This is a genomic window from Schaalia sp. ORNL0103, assembly GCF_019429565.1.
In the GTDB taxonomy this organism is placed as follows: Bacteria; Actinomycetota; Actinomycetes; order Actinomycetales; family Actinomycetaceae; genus Pauljensenia.
The window spans coordinates 1266739-1287558 of sequence record NZ_JAHXSA010000001.1 but is presented as its reverse complement, the minus strand read 5'-3'; the positions used below and the strand labels follow the sequence as shown (position 1 = coordinate 1287558).

The following is a 20820-nucleotide window of genomic DNA, read 5'->3' as shown; positions in this document are numbered from 1 at the left end:
GTTGGGGGAGTTGAAAACTCAAGAGGGGATGATCGGTTTCGACAGTGGTCGTCGATCGAAGTGAAGCGAGCCGAGAATGTACGCTCAACTCGTTAACGATGCGTGCAAACCAATAGGTGCCGAACAGAATCGCACCGACTACGTTCTCGCTGCCTGATATCGCAGCCTGAACCTTTAGTCCGTCAGCCCGGGAGTTGCTTCCGGCCCGGTGTCTGGCGTCGTCTAGGGAGCCACTGGGAGTCGCCCATGTTGGTGGGGCGCCTCCGACACTTCATCAACTGAGCCTATCCAGCGGTGTGTCTACGCAATGCCGGGGGCTGAGAAATAAAAACGTAGACTGCGCTCGGAGAAGAATTCGGGGCCGGCCATTGGACGGGGGTTCGATTCCCCCCATCTCCACTCGAGTACACAGGCTCGACCCCGCTTGATGCGGAGATACTTCGTGCTTGCCGTACTACTGGCCTAGGCCGAAAAGAAGGCACCGCCCATCAGGGCGGTGCCTTCTTTGTATTGGGTGGCTCTAGGTGGCGCCTCACGCTCTAGTACCCGGTAGAGAGTCCAGCGTCAGACTCTGAACGATCTCGCTATGGAGGCGACGCTCTCCCCGCTGCTGGTGAGCTGGCGCGTCGGCAGGGCTCACTCGTTGGTGAGATTGGGATTAAGATCCGCTGCGCGGGCGTGGGCGACACCCTCATGGGTACGGTCCTACAGCAACGCTCGCTTCCACACCGCCAGGGAGGCCATGACGTGCACGACCCCCTCGTCTGCGGGGCGGGACCTATCTAGCACGGAATCGAGTACTTGGACTTTAGTCTGGCGCGCGGCAAGGTTAGCGTTGGTGGTGACGGCCTCGTACATATTGCGTCCTAGACGGACTAGGTGGGTCGCCACGACGGTGTCTCCTGTGCGCATGTACTCCAGCCGCATCCGTAAGCTCTGGGCGGCTCCTTTGAGTGTCGCTGATGGTGTCTGAGTGCGGCTCGTCGGGATCACACTCGGCGTCGATCAGCGCCTCATGCTGGGTGTCCAAGGATCGCTCTCGGCGGGTGGTTGAAACCCTTGTGTGTCCGTTTCTCATGGGCTGAAATCACTCCTCGCTTGAGCGCATCGCTAATCGAGTTGGCATCCGATTGTTTCAAAAGGAGGATTGTCGCGATTATTGGGCATCCAAGCCGGTCACTTTCAAGCTGGCCGCAATCTCGCGGGCAGCGAATTCGGCGACGCCCTGTACCACCAGCTTGTGAGCAGCGCTAACAATGGCATCCATGAGATCCCAGTCAGGCTTGCCGTTCTTTGTGGGCAAAGAGATCTCCAGTGCATCGGCATCTTTCGCGTAGAAGTTCCGCCCATAATCAAATGCCCCAGTGTGGGCTGCTTTGTGCGCCGCGCCAGTGACAAAAATCGCTGCATTGCGCGTGAGTTTTTCTGTGTGTACCACAGCCACATGGTCGTCGCCGCCGTAGTTGTAGTTGCGGAACTTGGCAGAACCAAACATGTCGATAGTGAACGAACCGGCGGGGAATACCTGCACGTTGTTGCCGATGAAGGCCGAAACTCCCGTATCAGACTCACCCGCTGTCACGAACGGCAAAACCCCTGCCGTTCGGTCCGCAGACTTGAGCCGCTTCCCGCGTGTGGCCGGGCCGAAAAGCTCCTTGAGGTTGAAGGAAGCCCAGTTAGCAGAAGTGAGGGAAGACAAAGCTCGATAATCGACCTCACTGAGAGCGTAATCAGAGAGACCAGAGGAGGACAGGTAAGCTTCCAGCTCGGCGACATGCCGAGCTTCCAGCTCGGCGACATGCCGAGCTTCCAGCTCGGCGACAACACGCCTCATCGCTTGAAAATCAAGACTTCCATCCCCCTGACACGGCAACATGATTCGTATATCGCGAGCAGTGTCTCTGGTGAACTTGTGTCCATAGCTGAAGCGGCCACGTGCGTATTTACTCATGAGGGAAACAACAAAGAGAAGTGAGGCACAATCCCACTCTCCAGGTTGTTCAATGGGATAGAGACCCTGCACGTGCGGATAACCGATAAATGGGCGCGGCTGGACAAAAATGCAGTCCCCTGTAGTCGTGTCGCTAAAGGTAATCATTGGCCCTATCTCAGTCGGGGGTAAACTGGAGAACCCGGTTATTCCATTATTCGATGAGGAGTTAGTAACCACGGGTATGGTCCCCGCTGAAGAAAATAGCTCGCCGTTTGTTAGCCTGTAAGCACGGGTCGGGTGAATATCGAACAGATCGCCGATTCTGACTTCTCCCCACTGTGCGCTATCAAGTTGCGCGCGCAGTGAGGTATCTATTTTCCCAGGCGATCGTCCTCCAGCTTGATGTTCTTCAAGAGCGTTGAGACTTCCCAAGCGAGATAGTCGGACACAGTCTTCTTGAAGTCTTCCAAAGTTGGCGTGATGTCAATGGGAGCACTCTGATTCCAATCAGCGCCGTTGGTCGGGTCGATGGCGCCCTCGAAGAAGTCTTGTGGGCGAATATGGTGGAGCTTTTTTGCCCCATAGTGCACCACGTCAACCAGCTCTGCGTAACGCTCCGTCGCATGGTTAACATCCTTCAGGTTGATGCGTGCCTTTTTGCGGTTTGACCGTTCATACCCGTCATCAGTGAAGTCAATGAAGCGAACTGTGTCATCCGTCTGGTGTGCCTCACCGACGCGGAAGACGTAAACATAGGTCTGGACGCTTGACTTGCCGAGGAACAGGTCTATAGGCATTTTGATGCTGGCCAGCAGCTTGGAGTGGGTGAGAATTCGCCGGTTGTAATCGATAGCTTTTCCGGATCCCGCGGACCCCTGAATGATGACAGCCGCGTATCCGCTAGACATCATTGCTAAAGCCTTTTCCACAAAGACCATTCCATTTCCGGGTGCCGAATATGGTGGGTTGAGGATAAATGCGTCTGCAGAAAATGGGGCGTCCCCACCGTCAAATTCCTTAAGAGAGTCTCTGTTGAGGATGTTCGAGGATCCATCGCCCATGAGGATCATGTTGAGCACGGCAAGCATGTAGACGCTAGGCAGGATTTCAATGCCCAGCAGCTGATTCGCCTTGATCTCAGCTTCCTTGCGAGCCGAGTCTTCGGGGGACTTGATAGTTCTCTTCGCATCAGCGAGCATCTCGTTCATCGCAGCAACCAGCAGTCCAGCGGAGCCGGTAGCGAAATCCCATACGTGCGAGTCTTTGTTGACACGCGCTAGCCTGACCAACAGCGTTGCCACATACGATGGCGTCAACACCACATCGTTGAGCTTGTCCTGGCTAAAGCCGAGCCATGAGTACATTTCGTTGAACAGGCGGCCAGTGAAATCAGTGGTCAGGCCGATCTTGTAGTAAATTCCCAGGTCGTCGATGATCTTGGAGAAGATACGCCGAAGCTGGCTCTCGCCGTTTTCTGGCTTGTTGATCCGCTCTTGTAGCAGCACATTCGACAATGTGTTTACGACGAACTTCCGCTTTTCTTCGGGTAGATTCTTGTGCTGTAAGAACGCTTGAATCTTCCGATGAATGATGTCTCCGTCGCGACTACCGACCTCAGTTGACGATTTGAGGTCTGCCTTGTCCAGTGGTGCGACATAGTCAGGGATACCGAGCGTGGCAATGATCGACGCGGCCACCAGGTAGACGCGGTCCGACTCCCCGATACCCTTCTCGTTTTGGTAGATGTCGTTGTTGAGTTTGGTGAGACTGGCGGTAATCTCGCCCTCGCGCTTTTCTCGCAGAGCCTCAAGCTCGCGCTGCGTGAGAGACAGTTGCTTGACTTGTTTGATGAAGCCATCGAAGTGTTTGGGGGCGAGGAAGCTCAAGTCGATAAAGTCCGCGACCTTCTGCCCCACGCCCAGGTTGGAGCGTGACACATAGTAGACGCCAATCTCATGGTGCAGCTTGCCGTCATCTGGATTGAGGTATCCGGTAACGCCGATGGCAATGATGTCCGAGTATCCGGTGAAGTGAAGCAGGGCGTTGGCATAGTGAACCGCGCCATTGACTGCGAACTTTGCGATGTTTCGGTAGTCGGGTTCGCCCTTGCTGTCCCGGTTAGCGATATGGCCTTGCGCGTCACACTTGATGAGCTTGTCGCGGTAGCCCTTGTACTCGATGAGTATGGGCCAGTGCTTGTTTTCACTGTCGGTCAGCAGTAGTTTTGCGTCTGGACGGTTCCCGCCCTTCCCTCCGCCTTTGGACTCGTATTCGGATAGAGCTTTGTCGATCTCCTCGTTGAGAGGTTCTTGTTCAAGCTTGTAGTCCAGCCCCATGTCGCTCATCCAGCGGTTGCAACGGTCAGCGACTTGAGGTTCGACTGATTTTGCTTGCTTGGCCATTTTTTTATCCTTTCCAAGCCTTAGATGTGTTCACAATCGGTTGAGTTCGAACATGTGCGTGAGGGGTACTGGACCTGGGCAGGCCATGGGGGTAGCCTCCACTGTTCCATCATCGGAGTCCGCATTCCTAAGTGTGTCACAATGTGCGGATTGGCGATAATGGACCCGTCGGGGGGCGTAACGTACTCTGCTTCTTTTTGGGTGCTGTGGGGAAACCTGTCTCGAAAGTTGGGGTGCGAGCTGTTTTCCTTCGCGCATCCCGGCCACGACGAACTCTTGTGCAAGGATTCGTTGCGGTCATCGTGAGAGGCTAGGGGCCTGTGAACTAGTCAGAATTCCCGCATTCAAAACCCGTTAGATACCCCTCAGGGGTATCATTGGGGTTGTTGAAGAAGACCAGCCCTCGAGCCAGAAAGTGAGCCGAACATGCGAGTAGTAGTCGTCGGAGGAGTCGCGGGTGGCATGAGCGCGGCGGCACGCCTGCGCAGGCGCGACGAGGGAGCCGAGATCATCGTGCTGGAGCGCAGCAAGTACGTGTCCTTCGCGAACTGCGGGCTCCCGTACTATGTCGGCGGCGAGATCGAAGACCCCGCCAAGCTCCTCCTCCACACCCCGCAAACCCTCAAAGCTGCGCTCAACCTCGACGTGCGCATCAACTCCGAGGTCACCGCGCTCGACCCGGGCGCGCACAGCGTCCAGGTCACGAACACTGAGACCGGCGAGGCCTACACGCTCACCTACGATCACCTGATCCTCTCCCCAGGAGCCCTCGCGAGCCGGCCCCCGATCGACGGCCTCGACTCCCCGCGCGTGCACACCCTGCGCACGGTCGACGATGCCCTCGCCCTGCGCGAGGCCTCGGGCACGCAAGCCGTCGTCCTCGGAGCCGGGTTCATCGGCATCGAGGCCACCGAAGCCCTCGCACAGCGAGGCTTCGAAACCCACCTCGTCGAGTACGCCGAACACGTCTTACCACCCCTCGAAGTCGAAATGGCCACGCTGGTCACCCGCGAGCTGCGCGCCCTCGGCGTGCACGTCCATGCGGGCGTCGCCGCCCAGACCATCACCCACGGCGACGACCACGACTCGGTGACACTCTCCGATGGCGCCAAGCTGGACGCCGACGTCATCGTCCTATCGGCCGGCGTGCGCCCCGACACCGCCTTCGCCGAGGCCGCGGGCATCGAGACCAACCGCGGCTACATCCTCGTCGACGAGCACGGGCGTACCAGTGCTGACGACGTCTACGCGGTCGGCGATGGCACGATTGGCCGCGACTACGACCGCCCTGTCGCCCTGGCCGGACCCGCGAACCGAGGGGGACGCCTCGTCGCCGACGCGATCGCGGACGCGGAACACGGCGAGGCCACCGCGCGCCCCATCCCGAGCCCCCAGGGCACCGCAATCGTTCGGGTTGGTAGCCTCACCGCCGCCATGACCGGCGCCAACCGCGCGACCCTGGATGCCTTGGGCGCGGAGTACTTCACGGTGCACACGCACGCTAACCAGCACGCGGGCTATTTCCCGGGCGCCAAGCCCGTGCATATCCTCATGCACGTGGGCGCGGATGGGGAGATTCTGGGCGCGCAAGCCGTGGGTGCCGACGGCGTGGACCGCCGCATCGACGTCATTGCGACCGCCATGCGAGCGGGCCTGAAAGCGACGGACCTCATCGATCTGGACCTCGCCTACGCGCCGCCCTACGGCCAAGCCAAGGACCCCGTCAACCAGACCGGCATGGTCGCCCACAACGTGCTGACCGGCGAGCTCGTCCTCATCGGCCCCGACGCCCTCACCGAGGACATGCCGGTCCTGGACGTGCGCACGGTGGGGGAGTACGCGGCCGGGCACATGCCGAACTCCCTCAACATTCCCCACACCCAGCTGCGCGACCGCCTCGATGAAGTCCGCGCTTGGGTCGACGAGAACGTCGGCGACCAGCCCTTCGTCGTCATGTGCGCCGCGGGAGTGCGCTCCTGGATCGGCTACCGCATCGTGCGCCACGCGGGCTTCAACGCCACGATGCTGTCGGGCGGCATTCAGACGCTGCGCGCGTGGCTCGGAGAGAAGGCTGAGGCCGTGCTGGTGAAGGGGGAGGGCTAAGCCCGAGGACTTCTGCCTCGCAAACGACCACGCGTCGGACCGCGAAGCAGTAGAATTTCTAGTCAAAACCGGGAGCATTGCGACCGACGAACACGAGTTCCCCTTCCTTCGGCTGGCCTCATGCGACGGTGCAACCAGCATGGGGAGGGCGGAAGCTCGCAACACCACGGCCCGGATCCAATGACGGATTCGCGGCGCAACAACGAAGGAGGCAATCATGTGTCGACCCACCACCTGCGAGGTATGCGGAAAGACCACCTGGAAGGGCTGCGGCAAGCACATCGACTCGGTGAAGGAGCAGGTTCCCGCGGATCAGTGGTGCGATAAGAACCATTCCGACGAGGAGTACGCCGCCGCCGAGAAGAAGCGCGGTTTCTTCGGCAGCTTTTGCAAGTAGGCGTCAGCCCTCTGGTAGCGTCGCGCGAGCCGCGACGCTGGTTCATTTGCGCCCATTTTGCGGCCCGCACAGCGGACGTGTCAAAGAGCTTTTTTCTTCATGCGACACGGCTATCATTGAGTCATGAGGTGGGCGACAAAATCAACGTGGATTCGTATCGCCGTGCTGTTCGGCATCTACCTGCTGGTGCCGGCGGCGTGGTTTAGTCTCTCGCGCGTCTCGGACTCGATGGAGATCGTGAAGAGCCTCGTGTTCCTGATCCTGCTCGCGATCCTGCCGATCCTTGCGATGGGCTTTGGCGCTTGGGATGGCGTGAAGGATGGCTTCAGCCTCCTGTGGCTGCTCGCGCCCTTCGTGTGTTTCCTGGCGCCGATGTACCTGTTTCTCAATGACAGCGCGCTCATCTACGGGGTGGGCTACAGCCTCCTTGGCTTCGGGGCCCATAGCGTCGGTGCCTTCATCCACGCGTGTTCCTCGCGGCGGATGTAGGTGCGCAGCAGGCCGATTCGCGTGCTGAAGGCGACTACGCGGATATGTCCCCGTGCGCAGAACCCGTTTCACCCCGGTGTCGCCTTCTCGGGCGTAGCATTTCCTGTATCGCGACGGCTCAAGGCCCGCGCAACGCACAAGCACACGGAGGTGCTGGCATGATTTGGGATCGAGTTGCCCCGCTCTACGACCTCGCGGTCAACGCGCTCAACAGGAGAGTGTACGACGGGACGGGCGGTGCCGTTGCCCGGTTGATTCGTCCCGGTGACACCGTGCTCGAATGTGCGTGCGGAACGGGCGCGATTAGCGCGGCCATCGCCCCCGCATGCGCGCGTGTGGTCGCGACCGACTATTCCGAGGGGATGCTCAAGCAGGCACGCAAGAAGCTCGCGAAACACTCGAACGTCACCGTCGAGCAGGCGGATATCACCGACTTGCGCTACGCGAACGACTCGTTCGACGCCGTCGTGGCGGGCAACATCATCCACTTGCTGCCTGAACCGGGCGACGCGCTCAAGGAACTCAAGCGGGTCGTGCGCCCGGGTGGCATGATCATCGTGCCCACCTACGTGATTCCCAAGAAGCGGGCGTACACCATGTTCCTGAGGGTGATCTCCCGATTCGGCGTGCACTTCCAGGAGCACTTCGACCCGGTGTCGTACCGGGCGTTCTTTGAGCGTATGGGCTGCATGGGCGTCACCTACCGCGTCGTGCGAGGTCGAATTCCCTGCGTGATCGCCTCCTTCACGAACGATCAGTAGATGCCGAGCCCAGGGCGACGTTCCGCAGCATCGCCCCGTAGGCGACCGAGTCACGGCTCATGCGCTCGCAGTGCCCCCAGCCTGACCAGACGCGCAGCTCCACCTCCGGATAGAGGCGTGGGACCACGCGGCGCGCGAGCCGCAGGTCGGAGTCTTTCTCCCCATACGCGAAGGTGCAGCGCTGCTGGGTGGTGGGGGAGAGGGGTGGCAGGCTGACATGCGAGCAGTCGTGCACGATCGCGCGGACGCTGTCCTCGCTCATCGCTGCGAAACTGGCGGCCATTGAGTGTGCGGCCTCCTCGCCGTAGAGGCGTGCGAGCTTGCGTGCCCCCGCCTCGGGGTCGCGGACGGCCTTCCGGTGTTTCGCGACCATCACGCGGCTGAGAACTGCCCCGCCGACTCGGGCCACGGGTCCGCCCGAGTAGAAGCTCACCCCCTCGATGAACAGTCGATCAAACGAGAGGTCCGGGAAACGCAGCAGCTCGAACAGGACAACCCCGCCGAGCGACGCCGCGAACCCCAGCGATAGGTGACGCACCCCGTGGGAGGATAGCCACTCGTGGATCGCCCCCGCTTCCGCGGTCGCTGACACGTAGGGGGCCGAGGCCTCGTCCCCGTGGGCGGACAGGTCCGGCACGAGAAAACGCAGGCCGGGACCCATGTGATCGCAGAGGGCTGCCTTCATGCTCGAGGCCGAGGACAACATCGGGTGAATGATGAGGACGGTGGGGGAGTTTTCCCCGCCGGGCCCGTAGACGTGCATCTTCATATCGGAACTCCGTGAAAATAGAAAAATTGAGAGTTGGTGAAACGCCTGCGCAAACCGTAGGGCCGATGACAAAATGTGCTCATGGGACAGATTGACCTTGATTTTGGAGATAGTATCACTGGTCTCCTTGTGGATTGTGAAAATGATAGTTTCTATGTGGGGGCGACATTGAGACTCACGCCTGATGAAGGAGTCGTAGTTGAGGTGCCGTATGTGTTAGATGGAGAAGTGCAGAATTTTGCAAGAGTGCGGAAATGGTTTGAGAATAGGGAAATTCCTTCAGCTCTCGTTTTGCTAACTACGAATGGTGCAATTGGTTTGTACGAGAATAGATGGCGATCATATAATGAGGCTTTCGGGTATAGTGTTGCATCAATTGGTAGATTTTGTCCTTCCTATTCGGTATTAGGGGTCACGTTAAGAGGGAGCTTAGAGTCTCTTGCGGTTGGTGAGATTGCGAGTTGGATTGATGGTCTTAATGTTTGGTCTCCAGTATATGCATTGTCTGAGAATCCAATTATGGATGAGCGAGGATGTGCTGAATCCCTTGAAATCAAAACGGGGTCAAATCAAATTGCTACCTGGAGTCAGGGGGGTGCTCGAATGGAATTGCGAACTACTTGGGAGGGGAGGTCGACTCAAGATGGGTATAAACAGCGTATATTTGTGGACGGTAATGTTTCGCTTGTTAGTAAGTTTGAATCTGGTGCGAAAGCGGCTGCGGATCATTTATACGAACATCAAAAGTTTAAGAACTTTATGACATTTATTTTTGGTAGGCAATTGTCTTTTCGTCGTCATTGTCTGCGAGATGAGAATGTGTCGGCACGTTTTGTCTCCGGCTCTGATGTTACTCACATATCTTCTGTCGAGTTTGTTAGCGCAGATACAGTTCGAGAGAAGGTTGAACCTATCCCGGACATGAAAGGGCTGAGGTATCCTATCGCTTCGCTTGGGGAAATTGGAGTGGAAGGTCTCGAGCGATGGGCTAACCTGTATGATGAATGGGAGCGCTTTATTCTGCCAAGTGCTAATGTCCTTGGTCGTAAAGGTGGAATTGTTGAGGATTCTATTATCTCAACGTGCATGAGTATAGAGGCTGCGGCGTCGAAGCTTGAGAGTGTTGAAGGAGAGGAGTGTGTAGGCGCTAGACGGGGGCAGCGTAACGTGCCGATAGCTGTCTGTGTATACAGGTGCCTTACTGTGCTTGATATTAAGTGGCCTGATCAGATTGAAAGTGTAGAGGGTTTATCGCGGGCGATTGCGGCAGTCTATAACTCGATTAAGCATGCTAGTCGGGGTAGTTTTCCGGATGGTGTGAAAGTTAGAGTTGTCTCCAAAATTAATGAAATGATAGTTCGCCTGTTGGCGGTGTATGTTGCTGGAGCAGGAGATGTGGTATTTCCTCGTTACAGGCAATCGATGGAACTGCTATCCATAGCACAGGTTCTGTCTGCGTATGATTGTCATATTCGTGATGATGGTTCTTGGGATATAGGTGTAATTTAATTCATTCTGAAGTTAGGTTATTGTTGGATTTATGCATAGTGGTTTAGGAGTATGTTTAGATGCTGATTTGTGCGCTATGGTAGCGGAGTGTGTCGATCGGATGTTTGCCTGAGCGCCTACTAGCCTCCGCGCGGGATCGCGGGTAGTGTTGCCACGTTAGCCCCCTATGAAGGAGTGAATGATGCTCGTTGTGACGACCCCGACCGTTGAGGGTGCGCCCGTCAAGCAGTACATCGGCATGGTCTCCGGCGAGGCGATCTCCGGCGTCAACATGTTCAAGGACTTCGGTGCAAACCTGTCCAACATGTTCGGTGGCCGCGCCTCCCAGTACGAGGAAGAGATCGGCGGCGCCTCCGCAACCGCCGTCAATGAAATGTGTGCCCGCGCCCAGGCCATGGGTGCCAACGCGGTCGTCGGCGTGAAGGTCGACTACTTCACCGCCGGCACCAACAACGGTATGCTCGCCGCCATCGCGACGGGCACTGCGGTCATTCTCTGACCCGCGCCTGCGCGCCACAACGCGCTCGACTGACAGCCCGCCAGGAGGCGGCTCGGACCCTGTTCGAGGCCTCCCTGGCGGGTTTGTCGTTTCCTGCCGTAACCGACGCAAATTAAGTGGCGCTATTGTTACTAAGGCCTCGCTAAGAAGAGCTAGTTTACGCTGAAAGTGCGGGCACGTAAAGACCTCGACGGATGGTGAGAAGAAAACTGAGCGGGACTTTTCAGTAAGGGTAGGGAACCCTACCCTAGACGCTGGGTTATGCCGTATCTGCGGCCATGCCCTGACCCAGTTGTCAACCAAGTGAGCCATAGATGTCCCATCGCACAACTTCGGCATTGGTGCTGCTAACCGCGGGCACCCTTGCCATGACCGCCGTGACCACCCCGGCGGCTTTCGCGGCCAACAGCCCCGAGGAAAGCCAGTCCGGTGCCCCCGCCCCCGCCTCGTCCGTCGACGCCCAGTCCGGCGCCCCGCAGTCGGGAGCTGCCGACGAGGCCGGGGTCGAGAACCCGACCACCACCCCCGAGACCTTCCCCGCCGACGACACCCCGACGACGATCATCGTCCAGCTCGAGGACGGCTCGGTCGGCATCCCGTGGTACCAGCGGGTCTTCGGCCTGTCGTCCTCGACCAAGCACGAGACGGTCAAGGAACGCATCGAAACCTCGGTCGAGGCAGTGGTCCCCGGTGCGGACATCACCGACGTGCGCGACTACACGCACGCGCTGGATGGTTTCGCGATCCAGGCCCCGGCCTCGTCCCTGGACGCCATCAAGGCGACCGAGGGCGTCAAGGCCGCGTTCATCGAGCGCCACCACAAGCCCATGGTCGTCGAGGGTGACGCGGGCGCGCTGGGTGCCGAGGCCGTGGATCCCGCCCTGCAAAACGCCTCCTCCCTGGAGATGACGCGCGCCAACCAGACCACGCAGAAGGGTGATCGTCAGGTCGTCGAGGTCATCGACACGGGCATTGAGGCCACCCACCAGGCGTTCTCCGGCTCCATGGATGGCGTCGACGTGCGCCTGAGCCAGGGGGACGTCGAGGCTCTCGTCGGCAAGCTGCCACACGGAAAGGCCGGCGCGTACCTCAACAACAAGATTCCCTTCGTCTTCGACTACGCGGACAACGACGCGGATGTGCTGCCCAAGTCCAGCAAGGACCTGTCGCACGGCACCCACGTCGCCGCGATCGCCGCGGCCAACGCGGCCGACCTGCAGGGCACCGCGCCCCACGCGCAGATCATCGTCGCTAAGGTCGCCTCCGATAAGGACGGCTCGATCCCCGACAGCACGGTCCTGGCGGCCCTCGACGACGCGGTTGTCATCAAGCCCGACTCGATCAACCTCTCCCTCGGCGAGGACGCGGGCATGGGCACCGAGGCCGGAACCATGTACGCGGAGGTCTACAAGAACCTCGCCAACGCGGGCGTGACCGTCAATGCCGCTGCGGGTAACTCCTACTCCAGCGCCTACTCCAACTACAGCGGCAAGAACAAGCCGTTCGCGACCGACCCCGACGCCGGCACGGTCTCCGAGCCCGGGTCCTACAGCTCGACCCTGGCCGTCGCCTCGGTCAACAACCAGGACGCACTGCCCTACCTGACGGTGGGGGACCGCCAGGTCGTCTACCAGAAGTCGCGCGGCATCAAGGACGCCGTCGTGCCGAGCCTCCTCGACATCCCCGAGGGGACCTACACCCTCGTCTACGCGGGCATCGGTGACGCGGCCGCACTCGAGAAGCTCGTCGCCGAGCACCCCGGGGACCTCTCCCAGGTCATCGTCCTCGAAGACCGCGGCGGCTCCGACAGCGCGACGGGCGCGGACATGACCCACGAGGCCAAGGTCAAGGGACTCACCCAGCTGACCTCCAAGCCCGCCGCCCTCATCATCGGTGACTCCGAGACGGTCGAAAACCCGTACGTGGCGACGATCGAGGCCACCCACACGATGCCGACCGTGACCATCACGAAGAAGGAGAAGGACGCGCTTATCGAGGCCATCAAGGCCAGCGAGTCCGGCTCCATCACCATCTCCAACCCGCACGCGGGCCTTAAGCTCGCCTCGACCAACCCGTCGGTCTCCGACTTCACCTCGTGGGGCGTCACGCCTGATCTTAAGCTCAAGCCCGAAATCGCGGCCCCCGGTGGCAACATCGTTGCCGCCGTCCTGGGCAACACCTACCGGTCCATGTCTGGCACGTCCATGGCGACCCCGCAGGTCGCGGGCATTGCCACGCTCGTGCGCCAGCGCGTGAACGACGACCCGGCATTCGCGGGCCTGTCGGAGGCGGACAAGGCCGCGATCGTCACCACCCTCATGATGGGCACCGCCCACCCGCTGCTCGACATCGACCAGAACGACGGCACCTACTACTCGCCGCGCCGCGTGGGTGCGGGCCAGGTGGACGCGCTCGCCGCCACGACCACGACCGTGTACCCGAGCGTCGCGGGCGCCGAGAACCCGTGGCGCCCCAAGGCTGACCTCGGTGAGGGCACGAACGGGTGGACCTTCCAGGTCACCCTGACGAACGTCTCCGACGCCGACCACACGTACACTCTGGGCGGCCAGGCGCTCTCAGAGATCGTCGAGGGTGGCCTGTTCACCGAGCACTCGAAGAACTGGGCGGGGCAGGGCATCGACCTGACCTACTCCGCCGACTCGGTGACCGTGCCCGCCAAGGGCACCGCGACCGTGACCGTCACCGTGACCCCGCAGGGCGCCTTCGCCTCGTACGCGAACGCGAATGCGCCGAAGGGCACGTTCATCGACGGCGCCGTCACCTTCACCAGCGCCGACGGTCAGCCCGACCTGACTGTCCCCTACATGGGCTTCTACGGCTCCTGGGGCGCGCCCGCCGTCTTCGACGGCAAGTGGTACGACGGCACGACGAGCACCGCTCACGCCTGCTCCTCGACGCTCATGAACCCCTCGACCGAGGTGCCCCTCGGCGCCCTGAACCCCCTCGTCGGACAGGAAATCGACGACGTGCGCGCGGTCGACCCCGCGTACTTCATCATGTCCCGCTCCGCGCTGCCCGAGGCCCCCTCGCGCATCCTGCCGCGCACCTGCCTGCTGCGTAACTCCCCGAAGGTGACCTACACCTACACGAACGAGGCCGGCGAGGTGGTGCGTGAGTACACCTTCGAGCGCGCCCGCAAGTCCCTGTTCAACTACCACGCCAGCAAGGTCGAGCCCATCGAAAGCCAGGAAGGCAATAACCCGGTCTTTGACGGCTTCGACAAGGATGGCAAGGAGCTGCCCGCAGGCCGCTACAAGCTGACGATCGATGCGGCCTCGGTCGCGCCCTCGAGTGTGAACTCGCAGCTGACCTGGGACTTCACCCTGGACACCCAGGCGCCCGTTATCTCCAACCTGGCCGTGACCGGCGAGGGGGACGAGCGCGTCGTGTCCTTCGACGTCACCGACAACTCGCCGCTGGCCGGCATCGCCTTCTCCGAGTCCCCGACCTCGCGTCGCTACTACGACGAGAAGGAGGCCGTGGGCGCGAATCGCCAGGCCGACGGCACCTACGCCAAGCACTACGAGATCAAGTGGGCCGACCTCATCGACCGCGCGGACTCCTCCGACCCAGCGACCGCCTACCTGTTCGCGTGGGACTGGGGTAAGAACCAGGCCCGCCAGGTGATCCGCTTCAGCACGATCCCGATGACCTCCCTGACCCTCACCCCGCAGGACTCCGAGGTCGTCGCGGGCGAGACGGTCACGCTGAGCCCCTCGTACGAGCCGGCGAACGCGAATGTCATCGACCTCGTATGGACGTCCTCGAACGAGGCCGTGGCCACCGTGAACGAAAACGGCGAGGTCCGCACCCTGGCCGCCGGCGAGGCGACGATCACCGCGACCGACGCGTCCCAGCCGACCCTGTCGGCCAGCGCCCAGATCCGCGTGCGCACCATCTCCGAGGATGCGGGCATCGAGCTCGCTGACACCCAGGTGAGCGTCAAGGTGGGCGAAACCGCCCCCGTGAAGGCCTACCTGGCGCCCTCGCTGAAGGACCGCGCGGTGACGTGGAGCGTGGAGCCGTCCGACCTGGCCACGGTCGCCGCCGACGCAGACACGCGCAAGGCGACCCTGACCGCCGGCGATCACGCTGGTTCGGGCAGGCTGACCGCCACCGTCACCACCGAGGCTGGCGCTACTAAGACCGCGTCCATTCCGGTTACGGTTCGCGCCGCCGACGCCGACGACTTCGAGATCAACGAGGAAGGCGTCCTCGTCAAGTACAAGGGCTCGGCCACCGAGGTCACCCTGCCCGACACCGTGACCTCCATCGGCGAGCGCGCCTTCGCGAGCTCCACCGTGGAACACGTGACGATCCCCGCCTCGGTGCGCTCGATCGGCCTGGAGGCCTTCATCTACAGCTCGCTGAAGAAGATCACCTTCGTCGACGACGAGGCCCACCCAGCCCAGCTGACCAAGATCGCCGACCGCGCGTTCGCGAACACGAGCCTGGAGGCTATCGAGCTGCCGCGGTCCGTGGTGACGATCGGCGCGGAGGTCTTCGACTTCAACTCGGCGCTCACGACGATCAAGCTGGGACCCAACGTCGCCGCCGACTCGGTGACCTCGGGCTACGCCGAGACCACCGCGCTGACCAGCGTCGAGGTCGATCCCGCGAACCCGAACTACGAGAGCGTTGACGGAGTCCTCTACTCCAAGGACCACTCTCGCCTGATCCTGTACCCGGCCGCCAAGAATCCCGGCGGTGCGTACACGGTCCTGGACGGAGTCACGACGATCGCGCCCAAGGCCTTCCAGAAGGCTGGCATCACCTCCGTGACCCTGCCCGACAGCCTGCGCGAGATCAAGGACGAGGCCTTCCGCCTCTCCGCGCTCACCGCGGTCACCCTCCCCGAGAAGTTTGAGACGGTCGGCACCTGCGCCTTCTGCTCCGCCGACAAGCTCGCGAGCATCGACCTGGGCGGCACGATCTCCCTGGGCGGCAGCGCGTTTGAGTCCACGAGCGCTAAGGCGGGCGTCAACTTCCGTCCCGAGCTCGGCCGCCTGACCACCATCGGCGACTTCGCGTTCAGCCGCACGGCGCAGTCGTCTGTGACCCTGCCGGACTCCGTGACCACGGTCGGCGAGCAGGCCTTCTCGGAGAGTACGGCCCTGACCTCGTTCCACATCGGAGCGGGCGTCACCTCCTTCGCCGAGACCGCCCTGTACAACGACCGCAAAATCGCGACGCTGACCGTTGCGGATGGTAACCCGGTGTACTCGGCCGAGCACAACGTCCTGTACCGCAAGGCGGACGACGGCCTGCACCTGATGCTGTCCCCGGTCGCCAACACGCTCACCGACTACACGGTGCGCGCGGGCACGGTCGAGATCGGCGCGACGGCATTCGCCAACAACAAGACGCTCACCCGCGTCGTCCTGCCCGAGGGCCTTAAGGTCATCGGCGACGATGCCTTCGCGGGCACCACGGCCCTCACCGAGCTCGTCATCCCCGAGTCGGTCGAGCGCTCGAGCGGTGTCACCGGAAACTCCCTGGAACTCGTCGAGTACGGCTCCAAGGTGACCTCGATCCGCATGGAAGGCAGCTGGGTTCCCATGCCTCGTCGCATCGTCGTGCGTGGCGGTGTGGACGGCTCCTTCGTGTACGATGGTCGCCCGACGAACGGACGCCGCCAGAGCGCCTACTTCGGCGAGGGCATGACTCGCGTGTCCTTCGGCGTGGACGTCCCGCGCGTCCTCGTCCTGCCCTCCACGCTCACCCGACTCGACCTCGAGCCGGAGCTGAGCGACGAGAAGAAGGATGACACCCACGTCTACGTTGCCGCAGCCGAGGGCGAGCCGGCGTGGAACGTCGCCAAGGACGCCCTCGAGGCGGCCGGCATCGACCCCTCCCACCTGCACACCTTCACGGCTGCGTCGATGACCCTGGCAGGCGCGAACATCGCCGAGGCATCGGGAAGCTACACGTACACGGGCGAGGTCGGGGCGTCGGTCGACGTGACCGCGACGGTCACCGGTGGCATCGCCGGCACGCAGCAGGTGCGCGCCGTGCAGATCGGAGCGGACGGCACCGAGACGCTCGTGCGCGACTGGACGACGGTGACGGACGGTGGGGACCGAGCTGCGGCCTCCTCCGTGACCTTCCCGTGGACCCCGTCCGCCGCGGATGTGAGCCTGCGCGTCCAGGTGCGCGACGCCTCGTACCTGACGAGCACCCTCATGATCAAGCTCCCGGGTACCCCGGAGCCCGCGCCGACTCCTGAGCCGACGCCGGACCCGACGCCCGCGCCCTCGCCGGATCCGACGCCCGCGCCCTCGCCGGATCCGACGCCCGCGCCCTCGCCGGACCCGTCTCCTGCTCCTGCCCCGCAGGAAGGCCAGTGGGTGAGCGACTCTGTCGGCTGGTGGTACCGCTATGCGGATGGCACCTATCCGGCGAACAAGACGGTACAGCTCGGAGGCTCCACCTATCGCTTCGGTGCGGATGGCTACATGCGCACTGGCTGGGCGAGTGAGGATGGCGCGTGGTACTTCCACAATCCGTCTGGCGCTCAGGCGAGCGGCTGGGTGAAGGACGGCTCCTCCTGGTACTACCTGAACCCGACGACCGGACAGATGGTGACGGGATGGATCCTTGATGGGCTGACCTGGTACTACCTGACGCCCGGCAGCGGCGCGATGGTGACCGGCTGGGTGAAGGATGGTTCCTCCTGGTACTACATGCACTCCAGTGGCGCGTTGACGACCGGCTGGCTGAAGGATGGTGGCTCCTGGTACTACCTGAGCACCGACTCGGGCGCCATGTACACCGGCGGGCACTGGATCGGCTGGAAGTGGTACTACTTCAACGAATCGGGACAGCTCGTCGGCTGACATAGCTGCGAGACTGTTCGCCCGCGCCCCGGAGACTCTCCGGGGCGCGGGCATTTGTTCGACCATTAGGTCGGGTCTGCCGTCCTCTGAGTTCGCGCGTGCTCGCTTGTAGGGCTGTTTAGGCTATAAATTCTGGCTATTGGTTGATTTGTCAGATTCGGTGGAAAGATGTTATGCAACCCTTGAAAATATGGGCGGAAAACGCCTGCATCGCCGCCTCTACGCGTTATCTGTCGGTTCGGATTGATGCATGGTACTACGGGCAAAGATCCCAAATGTTCGACCGACGCATGCTGAGAAGGAGTGTCTCAGGGGGTACCTAAAAACCCTCTTGAGGGATATGTTTGACACGAGGGGTCGTGGTCGCAACACGGAGCCTTCCCTTACCAACTGTCAATAGAGGGGGTCACAGATGTCCCATCGAAAGTCAATGGTGCTGGCGTTCGCGCTCGCCGGCGCCCTGTCCCTGACCGTGGTCAGCGTGCCAGTCGCGTTCGCGGCTGACGCGGGTGCCGTCGGTCCGGTGAACGCAGCCGCCCCGCTGCAAGCCAATGCCGATGGGTTCACCATCGACGCCGACGGTGTGCTCGTGTCGTACACGGGCACTGAGACGGATGTTCGCATCCCCGAGGGCGTGACCGAGATCAGCACGAATGCCTTCACTGACACGCAGCTGACGAGTCTGTGGATCCCCGCGAGCGTGCGAGCGATCGACGACAACGCCTTCTCGGGCCAGCCTCTGACCCAGGTCACCTTCCAGGATGACGATGCGCATCCCTCGCAGCTGGAGACGCTTGGAGAACGCGTCTTCGCATACACCCCGCTCGAACACGTCACGCTGCCTCGTTCTCTCAAGATGGCGGGCCTCGAGACTTTCAGCGACATGGGGAAACTGCGCTCCGTCCACGTCGGCCCGAACGTCCAGGCCGACGGTCTTTTCGCTGCATTCGCGCGTACTCCGCTCCTGGAGAGCATCGAGGTTGACGCGGCCAACCAGAACTACCAGAGCGTCGAAGGGGTTCTGTACACGAAGGGTCTGACCCACCTGGCGACCTACCCGCAGGCGAAGAACGCCGGCGGGCACTACACGGTTTCCGAGGGGACCACGACCATCGACGAGGGCGCTTTCTCCTCCGCGCAGATCACCTCCCTGGCTTTGCCGTCGAGCCTGCGCCACGTGAACAGGGGTGCTTTTGTGGGCTCGCAGATTACCTCCCTGACCCTGCCCGATGGCTTCGAGTCCATGGACGACACGGCCTTTTGGTACATGCCCAAGCTGCAGCGAGTCGACCTGGGCGGCACGAAGGCGCTCACAGATAGTGCCTTCCGCTACGATAAGGCGCTCGCCGAGGTGAATTTCCGCCCCGACCTGAATCGCCTGACCGACGTTGGCGACTACGCCTTCGACGGTTCGGCTCTCGTCTCTGTGTCGTTGCCCGACTCGGTAACCTCGATCGGTAAGGGCGCGTTCGCTGGGAACGCTGCGCTCCGGTCTGTGCATCTGGGCTCGGGCCTAACCTCCATCGGTGAATCCGCATTCGTGGACGCGAGCAACCTCGCCTCGCTGAGCGTTGCCCCCACTAACTCGGCGTTCTCCGTGGAGGATGGCGTCCTGTACAGCAAGGGCGACACCGGGCGCACCCTGGTCCTGTACCTGCCCACGAACGGGGCCTCCGAATTCACGGTTCCTGACGGCACGGTCGCTATCGCCGACACCGCTTTCGCGCACAACATGTCCCTGCGTCGCGTCGTCCTGCCCGAGGGGCTGACGACCATCGGCTATGGTGCCTTCGACGGGTGCGACAACCTCACCGACATCGTCATCCCCGACTCGGTGACCGTGGCTCGAGGCCTCGTCAACAACGGCCTGGACACGATTGAACTGGGCTCGCAGGTCACGGAACTGTGGATGACCCCGCGAGACACCGCCACCCCGCGCCACATCATCGTGCGCGGCGGCAACAACGGCGAGTTCTACTACGAGGGCAAGGCCACCAACGGCCGCCCCGACAGCGCCTACTTCGGCGAGGGGATGACCAGCTTCACCTTCTGGTTCGACACGCCCCGCGTCCTGGTCCTGCCCTCGACCGTGCAGGACATCAAGCTCGCCGCCGACATGGCACAGGACCTCAAGGATGGCACCGAAATCTACGTCGCCGCCCCCAAGGGCTCGAAGGCCTGGACGCTCACCGAGGCGGCCATGAAGGAAGCCGGCTACAACACGGCCAACCTCTTCGAGTACGCTCGCCCGCAGGTCGCGGTGTCGGGCGACGGAATCAACGAGGCCGGCCCCGGGTACACGCTCACCACCTCCGTGGGCGCGCCGACGACCGTGAACGTCTCCGCTCAGGGCGGCACTCTGGGTGGGCGCCAGATACGCGTCGTGCAGATCGGTGGGGATGGTACCGAAACGGTTCTCCAGGACTGGGACTCGATGCAGGGCAGCTCGGATGAGAGCGCGTCCACCGCCTCCTACACCTGGACCCCGACGAGCGCTGATGTCTCCCTGCGCGTCGACGTGCGTCAGGATCCTCGCGTCGTCACCTCGGTGGCCGTGACCGTTAAGGCCGACTCCGACTCCGCTCCCGCTCAGGGCACGTGGACGTGGGGCGCTCGCGGCTGGTGGTACCGCTACGCGGACGGCACCTACCCCTCGAACACGGCCAAGACCATCGACGGCCAGGTGTACCGCTTCGACGCGGACGGCTACATGCGTACCGGCTGGGTCTTCGAACGGGGCGCCTGGTACTACCACGCGCTGTCCGGCGCGCAGGCCACCGGCTGGGTCCTCGACGGCGTCTCCTGGTACTACCTGACCCCCGGAAGTGGCCAGATGGCCACGGGATGGGTCGAAGACGGTTCGCACTGGTACTACCTGAACCCCACCAACGGGAAGATGAAGACAGGATGGCACTACGAGGACGGCTCCTGGTACTACCTCAAGCCCGGCAGCGGCCAGATGGCGACCGGACGCCTGTGGATCGTGTGGAAGTACTACCGATTCGCCGACAACGGCAAGCTGATCCGCTGATCCGCTGACCCGCTGACCCGAAGGACTACCCATGCGTCGCGCCCGCCCCGCCCGGACTCATGCCGGGGGA

Annotated in this window: 12 protein-coding genes and 1 other RNA gene; 9 read left to right on the top strand and 4 right to left on the bottom strand. The window is 62.0% G+C overall.

Features of this window, described 5'->3' with window-relative positions; genetic code table 11:
* Positions 1 to 24 precede the first annotated feature (24 nt).
* Positions 25 to 402: a transfer-messenger RNA gene (ssrA, locus tag JJJ16_RS05610) on the top strand.
* Positions 403 to 705: 303 nt separating this feature from the next.
* Here the strand turns inward: ssrA and JJJ16_RS10285 are convergent.
* The 3 genes from JJJ16_RS10285 to JJJ16_RS05595 all read right to left on the bottom strand — a co-directional run bounded on the left by JJJ16_RS10285 (position 706) and on the right by JJJ16_RS05595 (position 4335).
* Positions 706 to 927, bottom strand: coding sequence for a recombinase family protein (locus tag JJJ16_RS10285; protein ID WP_225905003.1), 222 nt, complete (start codon positions 925 to 927; stop codon positions 706 to 708).
* A 229-nt stretch (positions 928 to 1156) separates the two neighbouring features.
* On the bottom strand, positions 1157 to 2365 hold the full coding sequence (locus JJJ16_RS05600) for a restriction endonuclease subunit S (RefSeq protein ID WP_219751690.1): 1209 nt from the start codon (positions 2363 to 2365) through the stop codon (positions 1157 to 1159).
* Entirely contained in the window at positions 2305 to 4335 is a 2031-nt protein-coding gene (locus tag JJJ16_RS05595) for an N-6 DNA methylase (RefSeq protein WP_219751689.1), read from the bottom strand. Before JJJ16_RS05595 ends, JJJ16_RS05600 begins: the two co-directional genes overlap by 61 nt.
* Positions 4336 to 4761: 426 nt before the next feature.
* Between JJJ16_RS05595 and JJJ16_RS05590 the strand changes: the two genes are divergently transcribed.
* The 4 genes from JJJ16_RS05590 to JJJ16_RS05575 all read left to right on the top strand — a co-directional run bounded on the left by JJJ16_RS05590 (position 4762) and on the right by JJJ16_RS05575 (position 8085).
* Positions 4762 to 6438 carry an FAD-dependent oxidoreductase gene (locus JJJ16_RS05590; RefSeq protein ID WP_219751688.1) on the top strand — a complete coding sequence of 559 codons (1677 nt, stop codon included), beginning with the start codon at positions 4762 to 4764 and terminating at the stop codon, positions 6436 to 6438.
* 217 nt (positions 6439 to 6655) lie between these two features.
* Entirely contained in the window at positions 6656 to 6835 is a 180-nt protein-coding gene (locus tag JJJ16_RS05585; RefSeq protein WP_219751687.1) for a hypothetical protein, read from the top strand.
* Positions 6836 to 6958: 123 nt separating this feature from the next.
* Positions 6959 to 7324, top strand: a complete 366-nt coding sequence (locus JJJ16_RS05580) for an iron ABC transporter (protein WP_219751686.1) — start codon at positions 6959 to 6961, stop codon at positions 7322 to 7324.
* Positions 7325 to 7482: 158 nt separating this feature from the next.
* Entirely contained in the window at positions 7483 to 8085 is a 603-nt protein-coding gene (locus tag JJJ16_RS05575; RefSeq protein ID WP_219751685.1) for a class I SAM-dependent methyltransferase, read from the top strand.
* On the opposite strand, the gene JJJ16_RS05570 is transcribed toward JJJ16_RS05575, so the two are convergent.
* Complete coding sequence (locus JJJ16_RS05570) at positions 8069 to 8854, bottom strand: alpha/beta fold hydrolase (RefSeq protein ID WP_219751684.1); 786 nt, start codon at positions 8852 to 8854, stop codon at positions 8069 to 8071. The genes JJJ16_RS05575 and JJJ16_RS05570 overlap by 17 nt on opposite strands.
* An 81-nt stretch (positions 8855 to 8935) precedes the next feature.
* Between JJJ16_RS05570 and JJJ16_RS05565 the strand changes: the two genes are divergently transcribed.
* The 4 genes from JJJ16_RS05565 to JJJ16_RS05550 all read left to right on the top strand — a co-directional run bounded on the left by JJJ16_RS05565 (position 8936) and on the right by JJJ16_RS05550 (position 20750).
* Positions 8936 to 10363, top strand: coding sequence for a hypothetical protein (locus tag JJJ16_RS05565; RefSeq protein WP_219751683.1), 1428 nt, complete (start codon positions 8936 to 8938; stop codon positions 10361 to 10363).
* A 181-nt stretch (positions 10364 to 10544) separates the two neighbouring features.
* On the top strand, positions 10545 to 10862 hold the full coding sequence (locus JJJ16_RS05560) for a heavy metal-binding domain-containing protein (protein ID WP_034465938.1): 318 nt from the start codon (positions 10545 to 10547) through the stop codon (positions 10860 to 10862).
* Positions 10863 to 11176: 314 nt separating this feature from the next.
* Positions 11177 to 17719, top strand: coding sequence for a leucine-rich repeat protein (locus JJJ16_RS05555; RefSeq protein ID WP_219751682.1), 6543 nt, complete (start codon positions 11177 to 11179; stop codon positions 17717 to 17719).
* A gap of 412 nt (positions 17720 to 18131) precedes the next feature.
* Complete coding sequence (locus JJJ16_RS05550) at positions 18132 to 20750, top strand: leucine-rich repeat protein (RefSeq protein WP_219751681.1); 2619 nt, start codon at positions 18132 to 18134, stop codon at positions 20748 to 20750.
* Positions 20751 to 20820 lie beyond the last annotated feature (70 nt).